5 protein-coding genes are annotated in these 6,410 nt (G+C 44.9%); all 5 read left to right on the top strand.

Annotated elements, in window-relative coordinates:
- Positions 1-164, top strand: a 164-nt coding sequence (locus GXO76_15075; GenBank protein ID NOY79173.1) for a hypothetical protein, incomplete at its 5' end; no start/stop codon positions are given.
- 53 nt (positions 165-217) lie between these two features.
- On the top strand, positions 218-589 hold the full coding sequence (locus tag GXO76_15080) for a four helix bundle protein (GenBank protein NOY79174.1): 372 nt from the start codon (positions 218-220) through the stop codon (positions 587-589).
- A gap of 161 nt (positions 590-750) precedes the next feature.
- Complete coding sequence (locus GXO76_15085) at positions 751-1,701, top strand: PorV/PorQ family protein (GenBank protein ID NOY79175.1); 951 nt, start codon at positions 751-753, stop codon at positions 1,699-1,701.
- 397 nt (positions 1,702-2,098) lie between these two features.
- Positions 2,099-4,630, top strand: a complete 2,532-nt coding sequence (locus tag GXO76_15090; protein ID NOY79176.1) for a hypothetical protein — start codon at positions 2,099-2,101, stop codon at positions 4,628-4,630.
- Positions 4,620-5,990, top strand: a complete 1,371-nt coding sequence (locus GXO76_15095; protein ID NOY79177.1) for a sigma-54-dependent Fis family transcriptional regulator — start codon at positions 4,620-4,622, stop codon at positions 5,988-5,990. Before GXO76_15090 ends, GXO76_15095 begins: the two co-directional genes overlap by 11 nt.
- Positions 5,991-6,410: the final 420 nt, after the last annotated feature.

Consider the following 6,410-nt stretch of genomic DNA (forward strand, 5'->3'; position numbering starts at 1 on the left):
ATCTGGTGAAAACCCTGGAGCACAACAGCCCCATTTTCGACGGCTCGGAGGCCTGGGACCTTACCACCAAAGACGGCCTGGACGTGGCCTACGGCGTGTACATCTACCACGTGGACGCCGGAAAACTGGGAGAAAAGATTGGGAAACTGGCTCTCATAAAATAAACTCGAAATACGAATTTCAAAATACGAAACAAATTAAAATAGCAAAAATCAAAATGCAAAGCGATAAGTCAAAATTCAAAAAGGATTTTAAGAACAGGCTGTATCATTTTGTCCTAAAATTGATTGATTTTCTGGATCATTTGCCGAAAGACAATATTTCCAATAGATTAGGTGATCAACTGCTTCGAAGTGGAACGAGTATTTTGGCTAATTATGTGGAAGGACAAGCTGCAAGCAGTAAAAAGGATTTTACCAATTACTTTAACATTTCCTTAAAATCCGCTAACGAGAGCAAATTGTGGGTCGCTCTTCTGAGAGATAGTAAACGAGCCACTTCAGATGAGGCCAATTGGTTTTTAAGTGAACTCGATGAAATTTCTAAAATTTTTGCTTCGAGCATTTTAACTCTGCGTGGCAAACGGTAATTCTACATTTTGATTTGTATTTTTGATTTTTGATTTTTGATTTTTTATTTATTGGAGGATGTGTTGATGAAAAAACGACTCTTATTAATCCTTTTTTTCGCTTTTTTTACCACAACGGCTCAATTTTTACCACAACGGCTCAATCCCAGTTTGTTCGCAATGTGTCCAAAGTGGGTACAACGGCTGCCTCGTTCCTGGAAATTGAAGTCGGGGCACGCGCGTTGAGTATGGGAAGTGCATTTGTGGGTGTGGCCGACGACATCACGGCCATGTACTGGAATCCCGCCGGGCTGGCCAGACTGAACACGAATCAGGCCATTTTTGATCACTCCAACTGGCTGGCAGGTGTTTCATTCGATTACGCGGGTGTGGCCATTCAGATGGGCAACGCGGGGGCACTGGGTCTCAGCATCACGGCGTTGAATATGGGCGAAATGAACGTGCGTACTGTATTCTACCCGGAGGGTACGGGGGAGCGGTTCGACGCTTCCGATTTTTCCCTCGGCGCCACCTACGCCCGCAATCTCACTGACCGGTTTTCCATCGGATTTTCCGGAAAGTACATCCACCAGAAAATCTGGCACATGAATGCCGCCAGCATTGCTTTTGACATCGGGACCCTTTTCACCACTCAGTTTCACGGAATGAAACTGGGCATGAGTATCACCAATTTTGGCCCCAAAATGCGTTTGGAAGGCAAAGACACCCAGGTGAAACACGACATCGACCCCGTTAAATACGGCAACAACAGCAAAATAAACGCCCATCTCGATACGGATAAATGGTCGCTGCCACTGCTTTTCCGCGTGGGGGTTTCCATGGACGTCCTTAAAACATCCCTGCAATCTCTAACCCTGGCACTGGATGCCAATCACCCCAACGACAACACAGAATATTTGAATGCCGGATTTGAGTACGGCCTTTTTCAAAAATTTTACCTGCGCGCGGGCTACCCGGCGCTTTTCATGAAAGATTCCGAGCAAGGATTTTCCGCCGGTGCGGGCCTGAACACCCTTTTGTTCCGCAATTTCCGAATCAAATTAGACTACGCCTACGCCAACTTTGGCGTACTCACGAATGTGCAGCGGTTTTCAGTAAGTGTGGTGTTTTAAAAAATGCAGAAGTACAAACTCCCCGACACCTTTTTGACGTGCCGGGGAGTTGCGTAAAATATACATTTAGAGAGATGCGCTATTTCATCAATGGCATTTTTCTTACTACATTCAATTCCCCATCAAATTTAAATTCCAAAAAGTAGATTCCGGACGGAGCCGTTATCCCGTCCTCATTCTTTCCATTCCATTCAATTTGATAAAAACCCGGTTTTTATTCAATTTCTTCTTGCATTGAGGAAAATACTTTCTATATTATGGAAAAAAAGGGCATAAACGTCCGATAATGAATGGGGGGAGTTATTTTTTTCCCGCATCTCAGAATTTCGACTCAACAAAACCAGCATTTCCTTAGAAAACCCGTTCAATTTTTTTACTAATTGTTGGGGAACTCAAAATGAAAACAGATCTGAAGCATCTGGGCAATTCCTTGTTTTTGCAGCATTTGTTTGTTTTTTTCTTCCTTGCAACTCTTTCTGCGCTGGCCACCTTTTTGGTGTTGACGATTTTCCACATCCCTCTGTCTCACCACACCATTCTTGTACAACAGGAACCCCAACTATCCAAAGCTTACTATTTCTTCCCCGACCTCAATCATGACGGGTTGAGCGAAACAGTCGTACTCAAAAAAGAAACCGCTATAAAGCAGCCCGCCATTAAAGTGTACAATCCCAATGGAGGCCTCATCGACCAGTGGAATTTCAGCGAGGATTGGTTGACATATCCTGTTTTTGGTGATTACGACGGGGACATGTACGATGAAATCTTCGTTTTCACCCACTCGGCAGATTCCCTTTTTCTATACGTTCTCGACGCCCGCAAACGAAGCCATTTTCTGTTTAACCGTCTGCCGGTTCTGGCGGCCCCTGCGCAGAATTTTAATCACCACAAGAAAGGGGAATGGGACCTTTTTGGCAGCAATGGCCTGCTTTTGGATGTAGACGGTGACGGCTATAAGGATCTTGTTTTCAATTTAAATGTGGGATACGCCGTGGTCCCTCGCTGGCTATTTGCCTACAGTATTCGCAAAAAGAAAATAATTGCCACCTCACCAAAATTCGCCGCCAATTTGAACCTTGGCCAGCTTGCCGATCTCAATGGGGACGGCCAATTGGACATTCTACCTGCAGGCGCCAGTGCTCCCTGCAATGTCTTCAAACCCTTTCCCTACCGTGATGACCGTACCTGGATCATGGCCTTTCAAAAAAATTTGGATTTTCTCTTTCCCCCTATTCCCATGCCGAAAGGGTATAGCAAACTCATCACCATTCCTTACCGGAATGGGAAGGGGTCCTTTATTGTCGCCTATTGGATCAATGCGGACGCCGTCAATCGCATACCGAAGCTGTATCTCATAAGCGGTAATGGCACCATACTAAAAGAAAAGGCTATTGAATCAGCTAGGTATGACGCCCATATTTTTACATTACCCGGCCTTCGAAAAGACCGTTTGTTTTACCTGGACTATGAAAAGGGCTTATTTGAATTAAATTCCACATTTGAAATCTTGCGGCATGTTGCGATTAAAAAGCATCCACTGATTACATACGCACTCCTAACGGTGGATTCCGATCCGAAATCCAAATTGATTATGGTCACCAAAACACACCTTGGGGTGATGAATTTGAGCAACTTCGAACAAACCTGGCAAGAAATTCCGAAGTCCAAAATACTTGTCAGTCCGGCAGTAAAATGGTTTGGTCACAACGACTCAGAAATTGTTCTGCAATTGAAAGATTTTCTTCTTTACTGCCGCTATCGGGTCAATCCATTGTTCTTTTTTCGTTATTTCATTGTTTTTACAATATTTGGAATTCTATTTGCCGGCAATTACGGTCTTTATTGGTTTCTGAACACGACTTCCTTTCATCGCCAATTGGCCCATTTTGCGGTTCAACAAAATCAATTGGGCGTACTGGTTCTGGATTCCAGGAAAAAAATCAAAATGGCAAACGACCATGCCAAAAATCTGCTAAAGCCTCTCACTGTGTACGGGGCGGGCGAACACTTTTCACAAGTTTTTCCGAAGGATTCCAAAATTTACAATTTTTTTGAACAGCTCGGCTTGCAGAAAAATCTGGTTCAAACAGAAATTAGCTCTGTTTTTTTGGAGAACAACAAACATCTCAATCTGTATTCCACACCGGTACGGGGCCTCTTCAAACTTCCAATTGGCCATGTGGTTTTTATCGATAGCATGCAAACAAACAACCAACTGGAACGGGTACGCGTGTGGAGCAAAACCATTCAAAAAATTGCTCACGATATTAAAACCCCCCTCTCCACCATTCAGATCGGTTTGCAAACCCTGCAAATGAAAATCAATGACCTGCTTCCGGAAAAATCGGCCGTTCAGGAAGATTTTGACATACTCCTCTCCGAGCTGCGCCGACTTCGGGAATTGACCCGAAATTTCCTTCAATTTGCCAATCTGGAGTCGCCCAACAAACAAATTGTTTCGATCCGCAAGATACTTACACGCGTATTATCACGATTTTCTCACTATTTCAACGAGGACTTGCGCATTCAAATTGAGCTGGACGACGAGCACGACCGCTTGATGGCTGATCCTCAACAGCTTGAGGTTGTTTTCCAGAGCATTATTGAAAATGCCATCGATGCTTTGCATGGAGAAGGTATCTTATTCATTTCAAGCAGTATGGCACAATATTTGGATAAACATTTTGTAAACTACCTTGAAATTGATTTTGCAGATACCGGTCAGGGAATGGACAAAGAAACACAAAAGCGGGTTTTTGACCCCTATTTTACAACAAAATCCGAAGGAACCGGTATGGGATTGACCATTGCCCGCAAAATCATAGAAGACCACGGTGGAGAAATCGTTTTGACCTCACGCAAGGGGTTTGCCACAGTGGTGCGTGTCATGTTGCCAATTGGCAACATAGGAGACAAACATGTTGCCTAAAATCCTCGCCGTGGACGACGATGAAGTCTTCCTAAAGTCGCTGTCCAATTTGCTGCGTTACAAAAACTACGAGGTGGAGACTGTCTCCAATCCTCTGCAGGCCGAAACCGTTTTCTTAGAAAGTGATTTTGACTGTGTGCTGTTGGATGTCATGATGCCCGGGCTGGACGGCGTTTCGCTGCTCAAACGCTTGCAAGAACATCGGCCGGCCGTGCCCGTTATTATGATTTCCGGCCAGAGCACCATTACCAAGGCGGTGGAAGCTATCAAACTGGGGGCCTTCGATTTTGTAGAAAAACCGTTGGACGCGGAACGCCTGCTCATTAGCATTAAAAATGCCCTGGACAAGCGCGGCTGGTACGAAGAGAAAAAGCACCTGATGTTACAATTAGATGAATCCTATCGGTTTGTGGGTCATAGTGCGGCCATGCGGAAGGTTTTTTCCCAGATTCAGCGTGTCGCCCCCACCAATGCCAAAGTGTTGATCTTTGGCGAAACCGGAACCGGAAAAGAGCTGGTGGCCCGTGCCATTTATTACCAGAGCAAGCGCATTGCCAAACCTTTTATTAAGGTCAATTGTGCAGCCATTCCTTCGGAGCTTCTGGAAAGCGAACTTTTCGGGTACCGGAAAGGCGCCTTCACCGGCGCTTCACAAAACCACCGGGGTAAATTTCTGATTGCCGATGGAGGCACTCTGTTCCTGGATGAGATTGCAGACATGAGTTTACGACTCCAGGGCAAACTGCTCCGCGTTCTTCAGGAAGGAGAAGTGGAGATGGTGGGTGAAATCCAACCTCGCAAGGTGGACGTTCGGGTGATTGCCGCCACAAACAAAAACCTTGTTCAAATGGTACAAGAAGAAAAGTTTCGCCAAGATCTTTTCCATCGCCTGAATGTGATTACCATTCATCTTCCCCCTTTGCGTACACGAAAAGAGGACATCCCGCACCTGGCCCGATTTTTCCTCAACGAATTTGCCCAGGAATACAATCGCCAATTCACGGACTTCACCCCCCAGGCCATTTCCATTCTCCTGCGACAGGACTGGCCAGGAAATGTGAGGGAACTGCGAAATATTATCGAGAAAACGGTCATCTTTTCCAAAGGGCCTATTGTACAGGCAACAGACATTCAGCAGGCACTCGAAATGCGGCAAACCATCGAAGCGAAGTCGGTTGGGTTTTCTTCACTGAAAGACGCCCGCGACACATTTGAAAAAAAGCTCATCCTGCAAAATCTGGAAGCCTTCAATTGGAAGATCGGTGAAACGGCCAAAGCTCTTGGCATTGACCGAACGGCACTGTACAAAAAAATGCGCAAATACGGCATTCATTCCGGTCAAGAACAAGGCCAGTCGTAATCGGCCACATCACTGCATTTTCTATTCCGCAATTTCCGAATCAAATTAGACTGCGCCTGCGCCAACTTTGGCTGACTTGCCCTTGTCTATCGGTTTTCGGTGAATGGGCTGTTTTGGGGGTTTAGTCTAAATTAACTAGCACCTCCCGCAGTTTTTTAATTGAAAATTTTCAGGCAGTCCTTCTGCGTGAGTGCCTTTTTCTGCTAAAATAGCAACAAGCCTAAATCACATATTGACATTTTTATTACATGGGAATTTATATTCGCAGGCGACAGATAGCAAAAGGGGGTCATTTAAAATACAAGATGAATATCCTCTAAAATGCATTTTTTTCTCTATCCAGCGAACGTCATCAAAAGTGGATGATTAATGAATCATACGTCTTCAAAACAGACAAACCTTTTTTCAGGAAATCTTCAA

This window comes from Calditrichota bacterium, assembly GCA_013151735.1.
Taxonomy (GTDB): domain Bacteria; phylum Zhuqueibacterota; class JdFR-76; order JdFR-76; family BMS3Abin05; genus BMS3Abin05.